This window comes from Edaphobacter sp. FHG110511_03 (assembly GCF_059115365.1).
Window position 1 is genome coordinate 14376 of sequence record NZ_JBZYWL010000015.1, and the last position, 20020, is coordinate 34395.

The following is a 20020-nucleotide window of genomic DNA, read 5'->3' on the forward strand; positions in this document are numbered from 1 at the left end:
ATCGTTCTCAGCATTTGTGGGATCTACCTCTTCTTATTTGGGAATGTTAGGAGATGCGGCAAGGTTCGCCCTATCGAAGGGAATCCCGGACTTGCCCCATAAGCGGGACTCTGCGGGCGTTTTGGAATTACTTCCTACAATGTATGGTCCGCCGCGCGACTGCAAGGGCTAGTTTGGTCGAGAAGACAAGTCTGCGGCAATGTATTCGGCCTTTGATGGAGCCGCGGCTCCTGGCCAGGATGAGTTCCGCTGCGTGTCTGTCCTTACAAGTCGGTCGGTCGTTGAGGACCATTATCAGGAGCAGGTTGCAGACACGCCGTTGTGACTGTTCTTTCGTCCTTCCTGTTCCTATGCAGACCTTGGTGGGGAGTCGTCGTCGTGGAGCGGGAACGTGGAAGCGCGGAGCGCTGCCAAGCCGCAGGCGTCTTTCCGCTCTATCTCATGCCGTCATCGCGCTCGCTGTAGGCCTGTAATCTTCTCCGGAGGAGAGCACAGCCCACGCGATGCGTGCGAGCTTGTTCGCCATGGCGACTACGAGCACGTTGCGTGGTGCTCTGGCTTCAAGCGCGTTCATCCATGCTCCGATCGGAAAGCGATCTCGTTTTATGCGCATCGAGGCGGCGCGTGCGCCGTGGATCAATACCTTGCGCAGATAGGTGTTGCCACGCTTGCTGATGCCCAGCAGCTTCGCCTTGCCTCCGGTCGAGTACTGCCGTGGGACCAGGCCGAGCCACGCTGCAAAATCTCGTCCCTTGTGGAACGCCGCTCCGTTGCCGATGGCGGCAACGATGGCCGTCGCAACAATAGGGCCGATGCCTGGGATCTGCCGGATACGGCAGCAACCTGCGTCACTGGCAGCGATCTGTTCGAGCGTATCGGTCAGCTCGTCGATCTGCTCTTCGACGGTCTTCCACTCATTCCACAGGATGCCGATCAGGTTGCGCATCGTCGGCGTCAACGCGTTCTCTGCGTTCTCCAGAACATCCGCCATGGCCGCCTTCAGCTTCGCCGGCTTCTGCGCAAACACCATGCCACGTTCCAGCAGAAAAGCCCGTATCTGGTTGATGACCGCCGTGCGTCGGGAGACAAGCCGGTCACGAATCCGGTGCATCGCCTGCAGGTCGAGCTGGTCATCGGTCTTGATCGGAACGAAGCGCATGTTCTTGCGCTCGACAGCCTCGGCGATAGCCTCCGCATCCACAAAGTCGTTCTTGTTCGACTTCACAAAGGGCTTCACGAACTGCGCCGCGATCAGCCGTACATCGTGGCCCTGCTGCTTCAAGGCCCGCCCAAGGAAGTGCGCTCCAGAACAGGCCTCAAGGCCAATCAGCGAAGTCTGCATGTTCGCCGTAAATACCAGCAGTTGCTTCTGTGTGAACTTCTTCTTCACCAGCACCTTGCCCGAAGCGCCCAATGCAACAAGGTGAAACGTCGTCTTACCCAGGTCAATGCCTACCGAACGTATCTGCATGTCGATGATCCTCCTCTGAAACCGCTGCTTCCATCCTCCGCCTCGGCGGAGGGTTACAGCGGCGGACCATCTCATTAGTCGACTTCCCATTCCGCAGCCACCAGATTTAGTCTGACCGTGGAATTCACAGAGTCCTGGTCCATGTCATGCAAAGCGGATGGAGCGTCCACTTCATCTCGCCGGACGGCAAAACACGTACCGGTCCATGGCTTCTGCATGACAGCCACGATGAGGTGTTGAAGATCCTCGAGTCGTGCGATATCAACCTGAAGAGCTCGAGGAACACCACAGCGCGATCCGGCGCTGGGGGTGTAACTCGGCAGTAGTATAGCTGACCGACACCAGGCTCGCCGCGCTCATCAAACGAGGCGAGCGGTGGCCCTGGAACGGCTACGAGCCGCGTCAGATGAAGGAGGCAGGCAAGTATCCACCTGAACGGCTGACGCTGGCCAATGTTCGAAGAGCAGCAGCAAAGAAGGCTCAGCAGGTGCATTACCCCCATTTTCATTCGTCGTTGTGACCGAAGATCATGAACAACTCATCCCATTTCTCGGCAAGTTGGGGGCTCGTAATTCCCCAAACCCCGTTTTGCGTGGATTGGCAGACAATTCAGTTCACAGAAGCATCGAGTCATTGGCACTGTTCCTCTGTTCGCAGAGGCGCGAGAATGAAGCACAACTAGAGGCCTGGATCGGAACAAAGTGAGTTCTGATGGAGTCTAAGGAAGGGTATGCGCCTAGTCTCCATGAAGTAAAGAGACAGCGCGATGCGCTAATGGCTCAACTTGCAGTCGTTTTGATAGGAGCCCAGATAGTGTCTTTTGCGGCTTTCGAGCCGAGGGGCAATTCTATTCCTAGAGCCTATTGATGAAAGCTGACAGATTCGAGAAAAATGCCTTGATTTTGTCTAAGTCCCGTCTCCATTCCGGCAAGGTTTGTATGGCGTTTATGAGGAAGTCGGAAATCCTCAATAGTATTGCCTGAAACAATGCCGTAGCCTGATTCATCAAATGGATAACTGCATCTTGGGTCTCCTGATCCTCGTTTTCAGCTAGCTGTTTTGCCTTGTCGTATGACGCGGTCAAATTATTAGTAACCATCTTGCGCGCTTCGTCGAATAACTGATCTACAACTACACTAAATTGATCAACGTCATTGGAACTTTGCAGGGCTAGTGTCGCTTGTGTGAGTCGAGCTTGAATGGCATCTGCGACCTGATGAGTCAAACCCAACACTGTTGATCTCAACTGAGCCACAACATCACTCGTGGAGGCGTTGAGGGATTTCTTTCGTTTCGTGGTACTTCCAACCGAAGCCTTGAAAGCGGTGCGCTGGGCATCCAGGGTTGCCGCAAAATCACTCATGGTCCTGGTCCTTTCGGGGTGAAGGTTGTGGGTCCTGTCCGTGCCTAGGAACGGACACGCTGAGGGAGAAAGCGGAGAGGAACCAAACCTTTCGCACAGCGATCATAGTTCTTGCCCTTGTAACAGGTAGTACATCTGTCCTTAATTCAATGAACACTCTTACAAGGTTCGTTAGTTTGTTACTGAGTGACGGCCGCATGACGACTGGAATTCGGCTTGCGATATGCTTGAGAGCCGTATCTTGGCTTCATCATCGACGCAAAACATATGCCTTGATATACAACTTTCGCCCGCGGAGGAGGTCGCCGATAGCGGGACAGGTCCCTGATTGAGCTGTTCAGATCGATTCTTGCCTTCGGCAGGTTGCCGAAGAACCGGCAATTGATTCGTTACGGCCTTGTCAAAGAGCGCAAATCGCCGATTCAGTCGTCGCGGTTTAAATCCTAGATTTGGAGTTCTTGGCGAATCACGGGCATCGGAAAATTATCCCGACGTGCCTGCGAAGTCGGGTTATCGGAAACTCCGCACTGGGAGTTTGGATAGGATTGTTAGATAAAGGTGTTATGTCTGACGACGAAAAGCCCATGACTGATGAAGAGCGTCGCGCCTTTCTGGAGAAATGGCAGCAAGACAATCTCGCGAGCATGACTCCGTTTAAGCGGTATCTCTATGACATCGGTTTGTTCGACGACGTGATCCGGCCTGAGATTACTGCCGAAAACGTCATTCTTGAACCGGTCGACCTCTGCATCGATGTAGGTTGCGAGGAATGTATTGGCTACTGGAAGAGCGATGGGCAGGTTACCTATTGCACCCACGAATGCGACACGAACTTCAAAGCGACAGAAGTGCCCTATAACCATTGCAGCTACAAGGGCCGCGCAAATTGCCCTGAGGTCGTACCGTCAGTGCGTAGTGGTGTCACACTGCACCTGCGCACACCATCGGCTCGTGCAGTAAATCTCTATCTCAGCATGATCGTGTCGCCAGAGATGGCGCGGCCCGTTGTCGAGAAGCTGAGGGCAGGAGAGACTGTGGAGTTCCCGAACCGCTACGAACTTGGAGAGGTGATGAGGCGGTTCGGTGGAAGCTGGAAAGATTGAAACCAAAAGTCCGCTTAATACGACTCTTTGGCCGACATGTCCAAAGTTGATTTGGATTCCATCCCGCCCCTGGGCTCAACAAGTGGAATAAACTCGTCAACCGTAATTGTCGGATCGTTCTCTTCAAGGACTCTCTTGATGTCGGCGATAAGCTTATCCATACAGAGGTGGATGCGCTTAGTGGGACGGCTGTTGTTCCTCAGGAGTGTTTTGGAGGGCCTCATTCACTTTTGCCAAGAGGCGTTCCGGATCAGCAGCCGCCTCGTCTGGAGCGGGAATCACCGCCGATAGCGGTAAGACATTCAGCACCCGCACATCCACATACAGTTCGCGTGCCGTACGAGAGATCTTCTCTCGCTGTTCCAGTCTTACCGTGTGACAGAAGACAACAAGATCAAAACGTTCGTGACGTAAGATTTTCAGTGCCTCGTCGGCGGAAGCAGCTACTACGGACGCACCCGTCAGTCTAAGGACTGATGCCCTTATAGTTCGGAGGGTTGAGTCATTTCCAACTTGAAGAATTGAGCGCATGGCCTTCCCTCATAGGGAAGCCATAATTGTGGCGGGAGGCAAAATGCCCGGGCGCATATACGGTTGGCTGGATCGACAGTACGCCTTCCCAAGCACAAAGTCGATGATTTCCCTTCTGCCTCTTGGAACTAGAACATCTCATCAGGCCATCAAAGCAGAGTTACTCAATAGCGCGTAGACTCATCGCCATGCGAGCACTCGTCAGGTCCACAAACCGTTTGGCAGAGATCGGCTCAGAAATTGATGCGCTTAAGGTGAAGATTATGGGGTTGACGAACGATGGCAGCGTTCCGCCTCGGGCTTTGATTGAATTGCGAGTTCTGAAACTCGAACTTGTAGACCTGCAAACTGAGTACCGGAACGAGGTCGCCGGATTACCGATGTAGCTAATAGCCGTACAAAATAGCTGTCCGTGACCGAGAGACCGGACTTCAACTCTAGCTACCCTATTTAGCTATCTAATGTCTAAGGTCGCGAGTAGTATCAGAAGTGGATCGCGGTTTACCGTACTTGCACTGACAGACATCCCCACCCCTCCGAGCCGCCGGATTGTATGGTCTCCGCCAGAGCCAAACTCCATTCGCTGGAGAATCTTCATGCCGATTGCTGTATGCCCGAAACAAAAAGAGATGCATGCGCTAGTCATAAGCGCATATCGCCGTTTAGCTGATCTCGATATCTTCCCCCATACTGCACAGGACCTATTCTTCGCGAAAGACCACGTATTGCGGATGAATAGAATCGTCTCCACCCACTGCCGCGAATGCGATGAATGCAATGGCACGGTGATCATAGAGCCAAATTTCCTAGCCGGCCCGCACCGTATTCAGTGATTTCAAAGCAGTTGAGATCTTCGTCAATTTCAAACATGAGCAGCAACGGAAGCTGAAGTGCGAGCCTTTGGATGCCTAACAGACGAAAGCCGTCGAAGAAGGCCGAGTCTATCGACATCAGTGTTAAGTTGGCTGAAGCCTTGGCTGAGAACCCGAGACTTGAGAAGCACCATTCTCACGAGGCTCCGCAGGTAGGGGACACAGTGTGCATCGGCAGCGGAGAGGCCGAATACCCCTTAGCTATGTGAGTCCGGGCGGGAGAGATGTAAATCTCGATATTCCCGGAACTAATCTCGAACGCTTTCGCGTCGCCGTCGATGATCTGACTGTCGCGGATCAAGCTCCACATCAGCCAAAAGAACCGGCAAAGCCAGCGATTGATACGGAAGACGTCCACGAGCATCTGGTATCTGCCCAGCACAGCACCATGCATCATTTCGAAGGTGACATAGCGGTCCTGAAGAGATATTTGAAGGGCAAAGGCATTTCTTCCGACACCACTAATGAACTGGACGATCTCCGCATGGATCTTGAAGACAGGTGGGGCGGTGCTATCGAATCGATCATGGACAAGCTGGGGCGATAGATTTACGGGGCTTCCAGAGTGGTAGGCTTTGGGGGCTCGGAGGAACGATGACTTTCATTGAAATCGAAGGCACTTTTATAAACGTTCAGCACATAGTCGCAATCCGGCCCATGGAGGTAAATGGACACCCCGGTAGCGTGGTCAGCCTGAGCGAAGGTAAAGGGATTGCCGATCCACGCCCACCAGATGTGATCGCGAACTTGATCAATAGAGATCAGGTCAGGTAGACGTTTATGTGGCGGCCGCTACTACGGACGCTCAGACAAGCAGAAGATCTGCGGAAGCGTTCCATGCAACGCAGGTCGCTGACTTTCCTCTGCCTCCATCGGACTACTACGTAGCTCCCAGTACGACGCAGCCCATCATCCGTGCGAATCGTGACACAGGCGAACGTGAACTGGTGCAACTGCGTTGGGGGCTGGTTCCCTACAACACGAGAAGTCTCGCAGACCTCAAAGGCAAATCCACCATTAATGCCAGGGCAGAAACCATCACCTTCGTTGGTGGTCACAGCCGTTCAAGAAGCGGCGATGCCTGGTCCCTCCATCTGGCTTTTACGAATGGACCCATGAGGATCCAAAGAACAAGCGTCCGTTCGCCTTCGACCTAAGTAATGCGAAGATGATGGCCTTCGCCGGACTCTGGGACGCTTGGAAAGATCCAGCCAATGGGAAATGGCTTCAGACCTACACCATCATCACCACCGATGCCAACGAACTCATGATTCCAGTTCATAACCGCATGCCCGTCATCCTGCATGAGAGCGAATTCAACCGCTGGCTTGATCGTGACGCGTCTCACCAGCCGCCGATCGACCTGCTGAGACCTTTCCCCTCTGACGAGACGCAGGCCTTTCCGGTCAGCAAGGACGTGGGAAACGTTCGAAATAACCTCGCTGATCTGCTGAATAGCAGTTTTAGTCAGTTGCACAAGTGATAAGCATGGCGGCATGCAAACCGGGTTCGTACTCATCTTTCTCCCGCCATATGCTTGGAGGGTTGTCCAGTATAGTGGCGACACGGTCACGGATGAGGAGAGCTTCAGCCCGAACGGAGAGAACAAGGATGTCCTCAAATGGCTCATGGAGCGTTATTACCTGACCGAATCTCAGGCCAATGACGTCCATCAATTGCTGGTCAATCACCAATCCACGATTGGACCCGTATGCGCTCCGCTCATTGAAAACAACTAATGCCGGACTAATCACTATCCTTTACCTCTTCCTTTACTGTCTAATCTGAAGAGGAGAGCTGGGAGAACGATAAAGGCGACTACGAGACCCGCACCGAATGGCACCGCGTCTTTGCCTGGAGCAATCTCTCCGAATTCGCCAAGACCCTGCAGAAAGGGCAGCTCATCACCCTCGAAGGCACCCTCCGGTATCGCGAGTACGAGGAAGAAGTCCATGGGCTCACGATCAAGCTGATGCGGATCGAGAGCTTAGATCTGGGGCGGCGAGGGTCTCATACACAGCGAGGAGAAGCACCCGGGATAAGGTGGAGTAACTTCGGCACCGGACAGCAGGCTCGAATTTGTCAGCTGTCATTCGACGAGAATCAGGCCGAAGCCTGGAAGCGTGACTGGGTGCAGACGGATATAGCCATCAGTCTCGTTCATCGAGGAAAGCCTTCCTAAAGTTATTATCCGGTAGAGGCGCTTCGGGAGTCGGAGTCTTCGACCCTGCTCTTCTCCACTAGATCGTAGATTTCATCTGTCTCCCGTACACGCATCGATCATCAGTTCGGAGTCAGTTGGAACGGGTCTGTCGTAATCGATAAAGTGAGGCCTGTGATTACGCTAATACTGAAGCACCTCAACGTACCGATCACAGCCACAGATGGTCAGAGTTCATCAAATCTCCGACTTAAAGTGCACGGCCCTCCGCTCGGCGGAGGACCGTATTCAATCGGTAACAATATTACTTCACAGGAGCGATAGCATCTTTAGCTGCCTTGGCGACGCGAAACTTCACCGCCGTTTTTGCTTTGATCTTGATCGACTCACCTGTCTGAGGGTTGCGGCCGATTCGAGCCGCACGCTGAGCTTTGACCAGCTTCCCAAGTCCGGGAATGGTGAACTCGCCATTCTTCCTGGTTTCCTGAAGCGCTGTCTCGGCCAGAAGATCAAAGATGGCAGCGGTCTGCTTCGACGTCCACTCCAGTTTTTCCGCGATAAACCGCACAAGCTCCGCCTTTGTCATCTTCTTTGCCGCCATTGTCTTCTTCGCAGGAACTGCAGCGGACTTCTTAGCTACTGGTGTAACAGTCTTCTTTGCTGGAGCCTTCTTCGTTGCCATGGAACCCTCATTTCAATGATTGGTGATTAGGAGCGTTTCGTCGCTACTTCTTTGTAGAGATTCTCTTCGTCGAAATAGAAGGGACTTCTTTCAGAGGTGACAGGTGAGTTGTGACTGAAGCACCGAGTTCACGCGTCTCTTCAGTCGTCAGCATCTTGGGAGAGGAGATTGCTGCGGGAGCTTTAGGCATTGCACCATTCTCCGTGGCTAAGCGGTCCATCCGGGATCCGCGAGCTTCTCTCATTCTGCACGCAAGGCCTCTATCAATCCACGTGCTGTCCTTACAATCTCCTGATGACGTTTGGATCAGTGACGCCGGGTGAGATCAAGTCCTTTGGTATCGAGGTGGACGCGGTAGACACTGCTGGACGCCGTGATATAGAGAGTCTGCCAGTCGGCGCCGCTCCAACCACAGTTGCTCACGCGCTCTGGTACATGGATGGTGGCGATGTGTTTGCCTTCTGGGGAGATGATCCAGATGCCTCCGGGGCCGGAGCCATAGAGGTTGCCCTTAACGTCGACCTTGATGCCGTCTGGGCCCCCGACGCCGGGCGCACCTTTGGCGCTGAGGAGTACCTTGCCTGTCACTTTCAGAGTTATTTGGCGTAGTTTTGATTGCGTTGCATTTGGACAAAGTCAGAGCCGGTGGAGCACGTCAACCGGGCCTAATATCGACGTGACTTGTCACGCTGTACTCAAATCGCGGATTTTGGTCAGTCACACTTAGATACTGCACTCAAATCGCGGATTTTTGAGGCGTGTATGTATTCAAATCGCGGAAAGAGTGCGGGGCCGGAGACCGCACGAATCATTCTTTTAGAGAACTACTCGCGAGCGCTGAGGTGTAGCGTTGATCGCTATTTGTCGTAGTGTTTCAGAATTATTTGTCGTATCCGGCGTCATGCGGGCCCAATCACGAGGCTGTCGCGCGCCGCTTCGACGACTCCGGTCGAGACCAGATGAAGGTTGTTAACGTTGAGAACGCGCTCGATCTGAGTGAGAAGTCGGGTCAAAAGCCTGAAGTTTCCGCCGGTCATTCGTATGAGGCTCGCTATCACTTCCGGGACCAGTTGTTCGTCCGGAAGAGTGACGCCGGCAGGCGTCCATCTGTTTTCCAGCAGCTCTTGCACTTGAGTAGCGTCGAGGGGGCGGAACTCATGGACGAATCCGATGCGCGAATAGAACTGGGGAAATCGGGCCACGTGCTTCGTCAAAGATCGACCTCATTTGCTCGAGGCTGTTCATCTGGAGACGATCGGCCTCATCCACCAAGATCAAAGTGGTCGGATCCGACACTGCCCGCTCTTTGGCTTGCTTCACCGTATCCGCAAGGGACAGTTCGCACTCAGTCCACTCCAACTCAAAAATCAATCTGCGCCAGCGATGGCAATCTCACTGCCATCTCGAACGTGGTGCAGCAGGCCATCCATAGTGTCGATCGAACCCTCCCCATAAGTCGTGTCTCCACTCTCGACGAGCAGGTTTCGCGTACGCTACTGTGGACTGCGGGAGGAGGTTAGCGGCGATCAGTGACAATTTTCTATCTTCTCCAAGCTTTGAGCGGTGACGGACTGGGTGGGTACAGAAGTGGATTCGGTAGAAGCTCTCTTCGATTCTTTCAGGGTACTTAGATCATCCGGGCAGCAAACGATGTCTAACGGCTGAAGCGACGTTGTGCATTAAGCGCGTTTGAGCTTTGGTGGATAATGCGAAGACACCCCCCTGATGACACTCGGAACTATTTCGCGAAGGTGCTTTTCGAACTCCAACAGATGTTGCGCACGTCCCTTGTCCCGGAGCCACACGGCTTCAAACGAGATTCGTATCTCTCGACCGACTTTGTCTTTAATTAGATGGGCCGCGAGCGGATTCCCCGTGATCTTGGATTGAGGGAGGATCACTGCTCCAATCTTTAATACGGCCCACTCCTCTAGTACCTGATATCCCATCGCCTCGCCAGGATATTCGTTCAGCTTGCGTCTTTGACTACGAAATAGCGCTCGTGTCGCCCGGGCTAGACCACATGCGTCCGGAACCATGACATAGGTCTCGTTTGAGATATCGCTGATCTGAACGGCTTCTGGACGTGCCCGCCCCGGAGAAGATGCTCCCGAGGGAATGAAGAGAAGGGGTTCGTCATAGAGCGGCGTGGCAAGCCAGCGATCCTTGTGAGCATCCGCTACACCGAAAACGTAATCTAGGAGGCCGGCATCTAGCATACGGTAGAGATCGGCCATGTTCATCTCTCGAAGCACTACGTCGATCTTCGGATGAACGCGGCGGAACGGTTCAAGCATGATTCCCAAGAGTGCCGTATTCAGCAAAGGTGAAGTGCCGATGCGTATGAGCCTCTGCGCGGGTTGTAGAAATGCTTTTGCCTGACTTAGGAGTGTGGCTTGTGCATTCAGCACATCATTCACGTAAGGCAGGAGATGAGCGCCGAAAGGGGTCAAGCGAACCTTACGGGTCGTCCGCACAAAAATACGTTCGCCCAGCTCATCCTCCAACTGAGCGATGCCGTTGGACAGTGTAGGTTGCGTGACGTGACATTCGGCCGCAGCAGCGGTGAAGGAACTCTTGGATGCCACTGTGCTCACGAAACGAAGCTGGCTACTGTTCATAAGCATTCATTCTAACCGTGAATGAGTGATATGCGAAAAGACAATTTATCTTATTAGTGTTCGAGCACTAAAGTCGAAGTTGTGCTGAGGCGCAGTAAAGCCGCTTCAGACAAGGAGAAATCATGGTCTATTTGGAAATCACCCTCGATGTTGCAGTTAAGAATCGCGGTGCAGCCGGAGCGATTTACACGAAGTACAAGCAGCCGTTCCTAACACAGGCAAAGGGCGCCAAGTCCAAGGATCTGCTCGTTCGCGATGAAGACGTGCAGGTTCTTCACGGCTTCGACACCATCGAAAATGCCAAGGCATACCTGAGCACCGATCTCTTCACAAGCGATGTGGTCGGCGGCTTGAAGCCTCTGCTTCAGGCTGCGCCCGATGTCCGCATCTACGAGGTTGCCTAGTTGCAGGCTCTCCCGAGAGTTGTTCTCGGGAGAGCACTAGCACCCAGACAACTCGCGCCCTTCCACACCCCGATGTCCCTGCAACAGGATCGATCACCAGCGTTACTAAAAAGCATGATGCCAGCTATTGCAATAGTCGGGGGAGGAATCAGCGGACTCTACGCTGCTCATTTGCTGAACAAGCATAGTATTCCTTTCCTCTTGCTTGAGGCTCGTGAACGGCTTGGAGGCCGCGTCTTGTCCGTTTCCTCCGAAGGAGTTTCGGACGACCCCACCGTTCGATTCGACCTTGGTCCGTCTTGGTATTGGCCTAATCTCCAACCCCGGATGCGGCGACTCATCAATGAACTTGGTCTCAAAGAGTTTCCTCAGTATGAGAACGGTGACCTCCTCGTAGAGCGTTTTCGCTTAGAACAAATCCATCGAGTCCAAGGCTTCGCATCAGGCAATACATCGTTTCGGATTGCCGGCGGGATGGCCGCTGTAATTGATGGACTTGCGAGTTCACTCCCGACTCAGGTTTTGCGATTGGGAACTCAGGTGATTCACGCTGAGAGACACCTCGATACACTTCGTCTTCACGCCTTGGACCCTCAAGGGACGATTATGGCTATCGAAGTTCCTTTCGCCCTGTTTGCACTACCTCCTCGGCTCATGACTCACAACATGCATTTTTCGCCGCCTTTGGCGGGCGATTTCAAGAGCCACGCTGCAGTGGTTCCAACATGGATGGCGGCCCAAGCCAAGTTTGTCGCAGTGTACGACCGCGCTTTTTGGCGGGAACAAGGTCTCTCGGGGTCTGCGCAAAGCATGCTCGGACCGTTAGGTGAAATCCACGACGCCTGCACCTCGAATGGCTCTGCCGCACTCTTCGGTTTCATCGGAATACCCCATAAGGAAAGACAGTCGTACGGTACTCGCCTTCGTGGTGAGTGCATTGCCCAGCTGGTCCGAATCTTTGGATCTAAGGCGGAGCTTCCCATCGAGATCTTCATACAAGATTGGGCGAGTGAATCTTTGACCGCAACCGCCGCCGATGTTCGATCTGGCAATGGTGCTCATCCAGACGGTAGGGCACTCCACGCCACGCTTGGAGACTGGACGAAGTGGATAGGACTGGCCGGAAGCGAAATGGCAAGTGAGCATGCAGGCTACCTGGAGGGTGCATTGGAGGCGGCAGAAACTTCTGTAGCAAATTTTCTCACGTAGTCAGATGCCTTCTCAGACAATGCCACACGCGGGGATTCGTAGCTGAAACAGTAACCACAACTCGCAAATAGGAGTCCATATGCCCATCAACGACAACGTACTCATCTCTTCTCGATCGGATTACTCAGTTCACAAAACCCTTTTCGATGTCAGTAAGGAACGAAAGCGAAAACAACTTCAGATTCTCGGTATTACGTTGCTCGCACTCATAGCTCTCGCAATCTTTGTTTGGCTGATCGCAACTCTCAAAGACATTTCTTCATTCTGCATTAGCGGCTAAGCGCATAACGCTACGAAGACAGGTATTGAGTGGGACGGGACGCATTTCATGTAAAGAGTAGATCTGTTCTCTGCGTAGACGTGGCTCCCATCTTTGTCGAATGAAGCAGACCTGCCCGCGATGGTGCTCAGCACGCTCTCCCAGTAGTGAATGCCCCAAAGGCAGATACCGTCCCGGCGAATGAGCCGATGTTCACCGGGCAGAAAGTCGATGTAGAACTTTGCTGGGTCACGAGGACGCCGGATTTCAATCGCGGCTTGTGATTGGGCAGTTATCCAGGCAGCAAGCGGTGAACTGCCAATTGCTCTGTGAGCCCGGCCATGGTAGATCTGGACGATCTGCAAAGTCAGCCATCGTTTCAGCTCGCGCATTGTGAGCGCGGCGCGACCCTCGGACGGATAGTGCCCCCTGTATGAGCGCCGGTGCAAAACTAGGCCACAGTGCGGCGCGTGAGCGGTGCTCTGCGGCGGAGTAGAAGTAGTCCACCGCCGGAACGTGGTCCGTGAGCATTTGCCATGCAGGCATGGTTCATGGAACACCGGAGGGATGTTCGAGGTGGAGATTCACGGACGTGTACGGTGAGCTGTTCGAGTCGAGGGCAAGAGTCAGCGTGCGGTAGCCAGGGAGTTTGGGCTTTCGCGTGAGACGGTACGGAAGATGCTGCAGTACGCGGTGCCGCCCGGCTACCAGCGTCAGCAGCCGATCAAGCGGCCCAAGTTGGGGCCATGGTTGGGTGTCATGGACGCCATTCTGAGCGACGACCAGCAGAGGCCAGTCAAGCAGCGGAACACGGCGAAGCGGACCTTCGAGCGGCTCAAGGAAGAGCACGGTTTCACGGGCGGCTACACGATCGTGAAGGACTTTGTGCGCGGCGAACGACTGCGCACCCGGGAGATGTTTGTGCCGTTGACGCATGCACTGGGTGAGGCGCAGGTGGACTTCGGCGAAGCGCTGGTGGTGATTGCCGGCGTGGAGCAGAAGGCGCACTACCTGGCGATGGATCTGCCGCACTCGGACGACTGCTTCGTCGTGGCGTTTCCGGCCGAGACCACCGAGGCGTTTCTCGAAGGCCACGTGCGAGCGTTTGCGTACATCGGCGGCGTGCCCATCCAAAGCAGCGTGGAACTCAGAGGTCAACGAAAGAGGTGGATGAGACCTCTTGATCTCATCCACTCAAGCCGACGACTACTCGTCGTCGGCTCCATCCGAAGGATCATCTGCAGTTTCAACTTTCGAGAGCCGCTTTATGCTGATGGCATGAACCTCAGCAACGCGATGCTTGACGGTAAGCCCGTGAACTTCTTCTTCGTAATCGCGGTACCGTAGGGTGCCTTCCATGGTGATGAGCTGCCCCTTCTGGAGGGTCTTGGCGAATTTGGAGAGGTTGCTCCAAGCAAAGATGCGATGCCATTCGGTGCGGGTCTCGTAGTCGCCTTTGTCGTTCTTCCAGCTTTCCTGGGTTGCGATGTTAAGGACAACGAACTCTTTGTTGTTCTGAGTGGTTTTGGCTTCTGCCTTCTGTCCGAGGCGGCCGATGAGGATGACTTTGTTGAACATGGTGTATAGCTCCGTTTCTTTTGGTTTGTCCGCTGTCTGCGGTACATGCTTGCCCAACGGGTGTGCCGTCGCGACCCACTCCCTCGGCGACTGGATAGAATCTGCGGAAGGGGACCACAGCTTGCCTGGGGGCAGGAGTCCGCACCTCCTTGAAAGGCGCGCAGCGGGTTCTGGGAAGGAGAGCGTGCGTCCGAAGGGCGGGGGTGTCTTGAGCGCGGCACGCTGAACGCAGATAGAAAGGCAAAACCGGAAGGGAGCTGCCCTGTTCGACGGGCTTACCTCATGACGCGAGTAGCAAATGCCAGCTCAGAAACTCGAAGAGTCAATCACAAAGCAACAGTGGAGAACGAGAACGATAACGGGACTTGAAGCACCGATGCTTATCGTTCGGTCCATATCCTCGCCTTCGCCTTGTTCTCCGGATGTAGGCAGCTCGTTTTGTAGGGCTGGAATCGCGAGAGAGGAACCGCAGGATTAGTTAGGCTTTCATTTGACGCGAACATTCTGTGAACTGCAGCTCTCAACTCCAGTATGATCGGCCATCCCGAAGTTACCGCCCAGAAACCGGCCGAGAGGGTCACCTTCTAGCTCGTCCTGCTTAAGTCAGCGAGCTCCGCCGAGAGAAGTTCCTTCTCGCTTGAATGATTTTGCGGGAAAAGAGGTCAAGGGGAAAAACCGAAGGGGTTTGTCCCCTTGCGCGCTCGCTTCAGGGGCCGCATTGCGGCGGTTCACTCTGAAGCGGGCGGCATCTGGTTATGCGTCCAGCATGAGGAGGACGGTGCGAACGCTTGTACCTGCGCCCATAAAAGTATCTGGAGGTAACTCTTCCCAGATACCGCCGTGCGCTTCAACGAGGGGCCTTAGCTTGTCGTTCTGCCTCGGGCCGTTGGCACAGATGGCGACGAGTCGGCCTCCCGGCTTCAACATCTTCAAGGCGTGCATAATGTGCTTGATATCGTCTGCGTTCGCAAACGGAGGATTCATAACAATGCGGTCGAACGTTCCTAGATCGCCGTTGCACTCCAGGAAATCGGCCTGCCGTGTGTCATCGACACAATCAACCGTGCGGAGCCGGTGAGCCATATTGCAATTCAGCTCAACCGCTGTGATCGCATAGCCGTGAGCATTGCGGCGAATCGCATCAATGATTCGGCCTGTTCCTGCGGAGGGTTCTAAAACCTGTTGCCCTGGGCGAATGTCCGCAAGCGCGACCATACGGTCTGCCAACTCGGGCGGAGTGGGGAAGAGTTGCGGAACGGCTACGATCACGACGCCCTGAGCGGCGGTCTTCTTCATTTCGTGCAGTTCATCGTGCGACGGGATGCGCTCGTCATGCTGGCGTGGTGTGTGCGGTGTCGGGACTGGGTTTTGCGCCTTCAGGTCGTGCGCCATCGTTGCAAGCGTCTCGGCGGCGGTGGGCTCCGGTGGGGTCAACGGAGCTTGTTTCGTGGGTGGATCGATGCGCTTGGCGTCGGTGAGATAGACAGAAACAGTCTTCCAGTTTCCGCCCCATGTCGAGCGGGTGCGGTGGGCTCCATGGGTATCAGTCGCGGCGTGAGTCGTAGACTGTGGAACGTCGGACATCTTCTTTCGCTTCCATTCGTCCGTCGTCATGTGCTTGAAGCCGTCGCCGGGATAGTTGCACATTGGGGGGAGCTTGCTTGCTGCCTTGACGGCTGCGGTCTCCTCGGGCTTCGGTGCCTGATAATCCTTGACGCTCTCGATATCGGCTTTGTATTTGCTCCCGTAGAAGTAACGGCGGGGTGTAGTGGTTAGGCTGCTGATGGCGTCGCCGGTCTTGTTGATCTTCAGAATTACAAGCCACTCATCGCCAACAAAAACTTTGCCCCCAACTTCAAAGTGGAAGCGGTCGGCGACGAGCCCTCCAGTCTCCCCAAGCATTGCTTTCTCGTAAGCGATACGGTTCGTATAGTGGTCGATCCAGCGGTCATAAGTGGGGATGACACGAGGGGAAGACTCGAGAGCAACCGCTAGAACCTCGTCCAAGGTACGGGTTGCATAGAGATTCGGATAGCTGCCCTGTAAGGCGTCGTAGGCGCTCGGGGTGTGCTGAAAGTCTTCGCGGTCGCCTTCCTTGCGTGGCATGTGTACATGGCACATCCCAGCGATGCGAAGAGCAACCTTAGCCTGGAGTTCCTTGTCTGGTTCGTTGGCGCATTCAGTCCAGAGTTTTAGCCACATCTCGGCCTCTTGTTTGTTGCGCTCCTGCTTGCGCTTGTCTGCTTCCAATCCCTTGATGCGGCGATGGCGGACGCCAGGAAGCGCCTTATACTTCGCGTGGTGGAGCGCTCCTGCAGCGCGTTGTTCCCAGTAACGGGCGGTCTGCCACATCTGGACCGTCTTCCTCATGCCGTTCTCGATGCGCTCGGCGTCCTTCCGGGCGTGACGTTCGCTGTGGTGGCCGACGAGAATAGGCTGACCAAACGGGATACTGTCGGCGATGCGGTGGACGGCATCATGTGCGCGCTGCGCGTCTTCGATACGGCTCTCTTTATAGTCGCCGAAACGGTCGGCGCGTTCCTCGGCGCGGTCTACTAGACTTCTGTCTTCGTCGTCGATCGCCCCAACCATCTCAATAAGCAAATCCTCGCGGCTGGGTGTCCACATCGGCGCGACGAATAGGTCTTGCTTCGGTGCCCAAATGAAACCGGCTGCCTTCACGCGAGCATATGTCTCGCGGTCGAGGCGGGTTGTGGAGTAGAGACGGAGTTTGTTGTCTTCGGGGGAATAGGTAGCGGTGTAGCTCATCGGGTTTTCTCTCCTTCGGGTCGTATGGTGTGGTGGGGGCAGTGCTAGATGAGGCCTGCAGCTCGCATGAAGGAGGGGCAACCCTGGGAGCATGTGCCATCCGGTTCTACTTCGCAATGCTCGGTACAAAGTGCGAGTGCGTTCGCGTCGCCAACATCACCTCTTCGGCCATAGCCTCAAAGGTGCGTCCTTCTTGTTTCAGCATTTCGGTCAAGCTGATGCGGTAGGGATTTGTTGTTGTGTTGCTCATGGGTAGTTCCTCCGTTTTGGATGGCCGTGCTGTGTTTGCTAACAAACACGCCTTGGCCCTGGCCCACGCCAGCGGAGGCGGCAAGTGCAAGAGGAGGGTTCCCTACCTGGAATGCAATGGAGGGCGCCACAAGCGGTCTGCACAAGCGCAGCGCGGAAGATTAGGGTGCCTCTTGCGCGCGCCAGAGGCAGAGCCTCTCAGCGTACTTAGCACTTGCATTACAAAACAGACCGGAGACATGGTTTACAGCGAAGCGAACCCTAATTGTTCCTCAGCTTGGTCGGACGCACGATGATGCGGTATGCCCTGGAAAGAGAGCCGTATCGTGGATCAACTAACTTTCAAATTTAATTACTTTCCCAGGTGGCCAATAACAAACCTTGTCGTAGTATTGGTGCCGAAGATAATAGCCATTCCAAGATCCGGCAATTTGAGCGTTTGAAAATCCCGTTCTTGTCCCATCGTGATTGATTGCAGCATTGGCTCTCACTAAAAAGGAGAAGATGACTATGGGGAAACTTCGCAGCATTACGCGGTGGGGCATTATTATCTTTTGCGCTCTGGGAGCTTTGCTGCCGACTCAGAGAGCCAGCGCACAAGCAAAGAAGCCCAACATCCTCGTCATCATGGGTGACGACATCGGCTGGTACAACCCCAGCATCTACAACCGTGGCGACATGGGCTACAGCACACCCAACATCGACCGCATCGGCAAGGAAGGCGGTCTCTTCCTGAGTTGGTATGGCCAGCAAAGCTGCACCGCTGGACGCGCGGCTTTCATCACCGGACAATCTCCCATCCGCACCGGACTCACGAAGGTCGGTCTCCCGGGAGCCCCGCAAGGTCTTCAGCCTCAGGATCCCACGGTCGCCGAGGTTCTAAAGCCACTCGGCTACGCGACGGGGCAGTTCGGCAAGAATCATCTCGGAGATCGCGATGAGATGCTTCCCACCAATCACGGCTTCGATGAATTCTTCGGCAATCTCTATCACCTGAATGCAGAGGAGGAGCCGGAAAATTCTGACTATCCCAAGGATCCTGCATTCGCCAAGAAGTTCGGTCCACGAGGAGTGATTCACTCCTATGCCGATGGAAAGATCGAAGATACGGGCCCGCTGAACGTGAAGCGCATGGAGACCGTGGATGATGAGTTCGCGGATGCCGCCATTTCCTGGATGGAAAAGCAAGCAAAGTCGAACAAGCCCTTCTTCTGCTACTTCAACTCCACGCGAATGCACGTCTTTACGCATCTCAAATCTGCATCCGTCGGCAAGACCGGGATCGGGCTTGAAGCCGACGGCATGGTCGAGCACGATGCCCTTGTAGGCCGGCTGCTCAAGAAGCTGGATGATCTCGGCGTCGCGGACAACACGATTGTCGTCTACACCTCAGACAACGGCACAGAGGTGATGAGCTGGCCTGACGGTGGTTCCACTCCCTTTCACGGTGAAAAAGCCACGGGCTGGGAGGGCGGTTTTCGCGTACCTACGCTCATCCGGTGGCCCGGAGTCATCAAGCCGGGCACCGTCTTCAACCAATTCTTCGCTCACGAAGACTTCATTCCTACCTTCGCTGCCGCCGGAGGCAATCAGGATATCGTTGCCCAGTGCATGAAGACTTGTAAATTGGGAAGCAAGTCGTTTCACGTGCATCTTGACGGCTACAATCTAATGCCGTTCTTCAAAGGAGACGTGAAGGAGTCACCGAGGAACGAGTTTCTCTACTGGAGTGACGACGGAGATCTCTTCGCGGTTCGCATCAAGGATTGGAAGATAAGCTTCTACGAGCAGTACCACACCGGGATCGGAGTTTGGCAAAACGACTATACGAAGCTACGTCTTCCAATGCTCTACAACCTGCGGGCAGATCCCTTCGAACGTGGTCCTGAATCGATCTTTTACAACGACTGGATGATGCGTAGGGCCTACGTGCAGGTTCCTGCTCAGGCGGTAGTCGCCCAATGGCTCGCAAGTTTCAAGGAATATCCCATCCGGGCCAAGCCAGCCAGTTTCAACCTGGACGATGTAATGCAGAAGCTCAGTCCAAAGGATTGACTCCTTTGGACTTGTCATTCAAAAAGCACAAGACACGAAAAGGAAATTGATGACATAGGGAAGGCGCAACCGCGATCTATAGGCCCGCATACATTCGAAAGTAAAGACGCTGCGAGAGCATTTGTTCGAGAGGTGCTCTATCGGCAAACACTACTAGAACCAATTGCTGGAGAGGATCATGCGTTTGTGCTGGACCTCGTGAAAAGGCATAAACGAGCAGCAGATAAGATTGGCACTTGCTACGACCACCTCTTGACTCAGTACGCGAGCCGAAGCTTTGCGTCCGTGGATATCCATATCTTCCACGAATCCAGTTAGCTTCGTAAGCTCCTGCGAGACCTTCGGCGCAAACACAAAGGTGCCGCGTCCTCTTTGAATCTCGACAATGCCTCGCTGGATAAGGTTCTGAATAGCGCGACGTACAGTAATTCGGCTAACAGCAAATCGTGTGAGCAGTTCGTCTTCGGACGGAAGCCTGTCTCCCGGACGCATGTCTCCTCGAGCGATTTCAGAAGCCAAAACCTCTTCGACTTTTCCGTAAAGCGGAACCTCTGTCATTAGAACAATATAACGTCACTAATCTCAATTGTGAAAGTTGGCGATTTGCCTATAGGCGGCACCGACGATGGTCGAAGCCACACTTGGATGCTGCATAACCCAGGCCAATGCTACTTGCGCCTGCGGTACTTCCTT

22 protein-coding genes and 3 pseudogenes are annotated in these 20020 nt (G+C 54.4%); 13 read left to right on the forward strand and 12 right to left on the reverse strand.

Translation table 11 applies throughout. The annotated features are described in order from the left end of the window. Positions 1-439: 439 nt before the first annotated feature. Both AC5S26_RS28345 and AC5S26_RS28350 read right to left on the reverse strand, forming a co-directional pair. Positions 440-1471 carry an IS110 family RNA-guided transposase gene (locus tag AC5S26_RS28345; RefSeq protein WP_494188341.1) on the reverse strand — a complete coding sequence of 344 codons (1032 nt, stop codon included), beginning with the start codon at positions 1469-1471 and terminating at the stop codon, positions 440-442. An 853-nt stretch (positions 1472-2324) separates the two neighbouring features. Further along, positions 2325-2834 (reverse strand): hypothetical protein, encoded by a 510-nt coding sequence (locus AC5S26_RS28350; protein ID WP_494188312.1) that lies wholly within the window; start codon positions 2832-2834, stop codon positions 2325-2327. Positions 2835-3418: 584 nt separating this feature from the next. On the opposite strand from AC5S26_RS28350, the gene AC5S26_RS28355 reads away from it, so the two are divergent. After that, a complete protein-coding gene (locus tag AC5S26_RS28355; RefSeq protein WP_494188313.1) occupies positions 3419-3937 on the forward strand; it encodes a hypothetical protein in 519 nt (172 codons plus the stop codon). 177 nt (positions 3938-4114) lie between these two features. On the opposite strand, the gene AC5S26_RS28360 is transcribed toward AC5S26_RS28355, so the two are convergent. Continuing rightward, complete coding sequence (locus AC5S26_RS28360; protein ID WP_494188314.1) at positions 4115-4468, reverse strand: response regulator; 354 nt, start codon at positions 4466-4468, stop codon at positions 4115-4117. Positions 4469-5064: 596 nt separating this feature from the next. Here AC5S26_RS28360 and AC5S26_RS28365 point away from each other — a divergent pair. The 7 genes and pseudogenes from AC5S26_RS28365 to AC5S26_RS28395 form a co-directional block, all read left to right on the forward strand. Beyond that, a complete protein-coding gene (locus AC5S26_RS28365) occupies positions 5065-5301 on the forward strand; it encodes a hypothetical protein (protein ID WP_494188315.1) in 237 nt (78 codons plus the stop codon). Between the two features lie 205 nt (positions 5302-5506). After that, positions 5507-5887, forward strand: a complete 381-nt coding sequence (locus AC5S26_RS28370; protein ID WP_494188316.1) for a hypothetical protein — start codon at positions 5507-5509, stop codon at positions 5885-5887. Between the two features lie 47 nt (positions 5888-5934). Then, entirely contained in the window at positions 5935-6114 is a 180-nt protein-coding gene (locus AC5S26_RS28375; RefSeq protein WP_494188317.1) for a hypothetical protein, read from the forward strand. Between the two features lie 8 nt (positions 6115-6122). Further along, positions 6123-6497, forward strand: coding sequence for an SOS response-associated peptidase family protein (locus AC5S26_RS28380; protein ID WP_494188318.1), 375 nt, complete (start codon positions 6123-6125; stop codon positions 6495-6497). Continuing rightward, complete coding sequence (locus AC5S26_RS28385) at positions 6422-6823, forward strand: SOS response-associated peptidase (RefSeq protein ID WP_494188342.1); 402 nt, start codon at positions 6422-6424, stop codon at positions 6821-6823. The genes AC5S26_RS28380 and AC5S26_RS28385 overlap by 76 nt, the downstream gene beginning before the upstream one ends. A 13-nt stretch (positions 6824-6836) precedes the next feature. Further along, positions 6837-7079 (forward strand): hypothetical protein, encoded by a 243-nt coding sequence (locus AC5S26_RS28390; protein WP_494188319.1) that lies wholly within the window; start codon positions 6837-6839, stop codon positions 7077-7079. Positions 7080-7144: 65 nt separating this feature from the next. Next, positions 7145-7522, forward strand: a pseudogene (locus AC5S26_RS28395) (single-stranded DNA-binding protein); the annotation flags it as partial. Positions 7523-7805: 283 nt separating this feature from the next. Here the strand turns inward: AC5S26_RS28395 and AC5S26_RS28400 are convergent. The 5 genes from AC5S26_RS28400 to AC5S26_RS28420 all read right to left on the reverse strand — a co-directional run bounded on the left by AC5S26_RS28400 (position 7806) and on the right by AC5S26_RS28420 (position 10804). Beyond that, positions 7806-8183: an HU family DNA-binding protein gene (locus tag AC5S26_RS28400; protein WP_494188320.1), complete on the reverse strand. Its 378-nt coding sequence runs from the start codon at positions 8181-8183 to the stop codon at positions 7806-7808. A 43-nt stretch (positions 8184-8226) separates the two neighbouring features. Then, positions 8227-8373: a hypothetical protein gene (locus AC5S26_RS28405; RefSeq protein ID WP_494188321.1), complete on the reverse strand. Its 147-nt coding sequence runs from the start codon at positions 8371-8373 to the stop codon at positions 8227-8229. Positions 8374-8489: 116 nt separating this feature from the next. Then, positions 8490-8771 (reverse strand): SMP-30/gluconolactonase/LRE family protein, encoded by a 282-nt coding sequence (locus tag AC5S26_RS28410; protein ID WP_494188322.1) that lies wholly within the window; start codon positions 8769-8771, stop codon positions 8490-8492. 311 nt (positions 8772-9082) lie between these two features. Then, positions 9083-9397 carry a TniB family NTP-binding protein gene (locus AC5S26_RS28415; RefSeq protein WP_494188323.1) on the reverse strand — a complete coding sequence of 105 codons (315 nt, stop codon included), beginning with the start codon at positions 9395-9397 and terminating at the stop codon, positions 9083-9085. Between the two features lie 465 nt (positions 9398-9862). Further along, entirely contained in the window at positions 9863-10804 is a 942-nt protein-coding gene (locus AC5S26_RS28420) for a LysR family transcriptional regulator (RefSeq protein ID WP_494188324.1), read from the reverse strand. A gap of 122 nt (positions 10805-10926) precedes the next feature. On the opposite strand from AC5S26_RS28420, the gene AC5S26_RS28425 reads away from it, so the two are divergent. The 3 genes and pseudogenes from AC5S26_RS28425 to AC5S26_RS28435 all read left to right on the forward strand — a co-directional run. Then, entirely contained in the window at positions 10927-11208 is a 282-nt protein-coding gene (locus AC5S26_RS28425; protein ID WP_494188325.1) for a hypothetical protein, read from the forward strand. A gap of 117 nt (positions 11209-11325) precedes the next feature. Beyond that, positions 11326-12417, forward strand: coding sequence for a flavin monoamine oxidase family protein (locus AC5S26_RS28430; protein ID WP_494188343.1), 1092 nt, complete (start codon positions 11326-11328; stop codon positions 12415-12417). Positions 12418-13243: 826 nt separating this feature from the next. Beyond that, positions 13244-13807: pseudogene (locus tag AC5S26_RS28435) on the forward strand (transposase); the annotation flags it as partial. A gap of 75 nt (positions 13808-13882) precedes the next feature. Here AC5S26_RS28435 and AC5S26_RS28440 read toward each other — a convergent pair. The 3 genes from AC5S26_RS28440 to AC5S26_RS28450 form a co-directional block, all read right to left on the reverse strand. Beyond that, positions 13883-14254 (reverse strand): single-stranded DNA-binding protein, encoded by a 372-nt coding sequence (locus AC5S26_RS28440; RefSeq protein WP_494188326.1) that lies wholly within the window; start codon positions 14252-14254, stop codon positions 13883-13885. 753 nt (positions 14255-15007) lie between these two features. Next, positions 15008-17023 carry a DUF3560 domain-containing protein gene (locus tag AC5S26_RS28445; RefSeq protein WP_494188327.1) on the reverse strand — a complete coding sequence of 672 codons (2016 nt, stop codon included), beginning with the start codon at positions 17021-17023 and terminating at the stop codon, positions 15008-15010. Positions 17024-17129: 106 nt separating this feature from the next. Continuing rightward, positions 17130-17273 carry a hypothetical protein gene (locus tag AC5S26_RS28450; protein WP_494188328.1) on the reverse strand — a complete coding sequence of 48 codons (144 nt, stop codon included), beginning with the start codon at positions 17271-17273 and terminating at the stop codon, positions 17130-17132. Positions 17274-17782: 509 nt separating this feature from the next. Here AC5S26_RS28450 and AC5S26_RS28455 point away from each other — a divergent pair. Both AC5S26_RS28455 and AC5S26_RS28460 read left to right on the forward strand, forming a co-directional pair. Further along, a complete protein-coding gene (locus AC5S26_RS28455) occupies positions 17783-19327 on the forward strand; it encodes an arylsulfatase (protein WP_494188329.1) in 1545 nt (514 codons plus the stop codon). Positions 19328-19513: 186 nt separating this feature from the next. Beyond that, the gene (locus tag AC5S26_RS28460) at positions 19514-19645 is read left to right on the forward strand and encodes a hypothetical protein (RefSeq protein ID WP_494188344.1); all 132 of its coding nucleotides are present in this window, start codon (positions 19514-19516) and stop codon (positions 19643-19645) included. Positions 19646-19690: 45 nt separating this feature from the next. Here the strand turns inward: AC5S26_RS28460 and AC5S26_RS28465 are convergent. Next, positions 19691-19885 (reverse strand): annotated as a pseudogene (locus tag AC5S26_RS28465) (GntR family transcriptional regulator); the annotation flags it as partial. Between the last annotated feature and the right edge of the window lie 135 nt (positions 19886-20020).

Coding starts and splice junctions, on each gene's coding strand:
- AC5S26_RS28445 (WP_494188327.1), bottom strand. CDS start 17,023: ATGAGCTACACCGCTACCTATTCCCCCGAAGACAACAAACTCCGTCTC.
- AC5S26_RS28400 (WP_494188320.1), bottom strand. CDS start 8,183: ATGGCAACGAAGAAGGCTCCAGCAAAGAAGACTGTTACACCAGTAGCT.
- AC5S26_RS28455 (WP_494188329.1), top strand. CDS start 17,783: ATGGGGAAACTTCGCAGCATTACGCGGTGGGGCATTATTATCTTTTGC.
- AC5S26_RS28440 (WP_494188326.1), bottom strand. CDS start 14,254: ATGTTCAACAAAGTCATCCTCATCGGCCGCCTCGGACAGAAGGCAGAA.
- AC5S26_RS28430 (WP_494188343.1), top strand. CDS start 11,326: ATGCCAGCTATTGCAATAGTCGGGGGAGGAATCAGCGGACTCTACGCT.
- AC5S26_RS28425 (WP_494188325.1), top strand. CDS start 10,927: ATGGTCTATTTGGAAATCACCCTCGATGTTGCAGTTAAGAATCGCGGT.
- AC5S26_RS28390 (WP_494188319.1), top strand. CDS start 6,837: ATGCAAACCGGGTTCGTACTCATCTTTCTCCCGCCATATGCTTGGAGG.
- AC5S26_RS28350 (WP_494188312.1), bottom strand. CDS start 2,834: ATGAGTGATTTTGCGGCAACCCTGGATGCCCAGCGCACCGCTTTCAAG.
- AC5S26_RS28345 (WP_494188341.1), bottom strand. CDS start 1,471: ATGCAGATACGTTCGGTAGGCATTGACCTGGGTAAGACGACGTTTCAC.
- AC5S26_RS28375 (WP_494188317.1), top strand. CDS start 5,935: ATGACTTTCATTGAAATCGAAGGCACTTTTATAAACGTTCAGCACATA.
- AC5S26_RS28360 (WP_494188314.1), bottom strand. CDS start 4,468: ATGCGCTCAATTCTTCAAGTTGGAAATGACTCAACCCTCCGAACTATA.
- AC5S26_RS28355 (WP_494188313.1), top strand. CDS start 3,419: ATGACTGATGAAGAGCGTCGCGCCTTTCTGGAGAAATGGCAGCAAGAC.
- AC5S26_RS28365 (WP_494188315.1), top strand. CDS start 5,065: ATGCCGATTGCTGTATGCCCGAAACAAAAAGAGATGCATGCGCTAGTC.
- AC5S26_RS28420 (WP_494188324.1), bottom strand. CDS start 10,804: ATGAACAGTAGCCAGCTTCGTTTCGTGAGCACAGTGGCATCCAAGAGT.
- AC5S26_RS28405 (WP_494188321.1), bottom strand. CDS start 8,373: ATGCCTAAAGCTCCCGCAGCAATCTCCTCTCCCAAGATGCTGACGACT.
- AC5S26_RS28450 (WP_494188328.1), bottom strand. CDS start 17,273: ATGAGCAACACAACAACAAATCCCTACCGCATCAGCTTGACCGAAATG.